This window comes from Clostridium sardiniense, from assembly GCF_019753795.1.
GTDB classification, from domain to species: Bacteria; Bacillota; Clostridia; order Clostridiales; family Clostridiaceae; genus Clostridium; species Clostridium sardiniense.
On record NZ_JAIKTU010000056.1, the window covers coordinates 1 to 488 of the forward strand.

Annotated in this window: 1 pseudogene; it reads right to left on the reverse strand. The window is 53.9% G+C overall.

From position 1 onward, the window contains the following. Nucleotides 1-488: pseudogene (locus tag K5V21_RS19130) on the reverse strand (hypothetical protein); the annotation flags it as partial.

Consider the following 488-nt stretch of genomic DNA (forward strand, 5'->3'; position numbering starts at 1 on the left):
TGTCTCTGGTTTCCCTGCTTCTCCACTATCACCCGGTAAATCTGGCGTTGACCCTTCCTCACCTGGTAAATCTGGTGTCGTTCCCCCTGTTCCTGGTGTCTCTGGTTTCCCCGCTTCTCCACTATCACCCGGTAAATCTGGTGTTGTTCCTTCCTCACCTGGCAAATCTGGTGTCGTTCCCCCTGTTCCTGGTGTCTCTGGTTTCCCCGCTTCTCCACTATCACCCGGTAAATCTGGCGTTGTTCCTTCCTCACCTGGTAAATCCGGTGTTGTTCCTCCTGTTCCTGGTGTCTCTGGTTTCCCTGCTTCTCCACTATCACCCGGTAAATCTGGCGTTGACCCTTCCTCACCTGGTAAATCTGGTGTCGTTCCCCCTGTTCCTGGTGTCTCTGGTTTCCCTGCTTCTCCACTATCACCCGGTAAATCTGGCGTTGACCCTTCCTCACCTGGTAAATCTGGTGTCGTTCCCCCTGTTCCTGGTGTCTCTG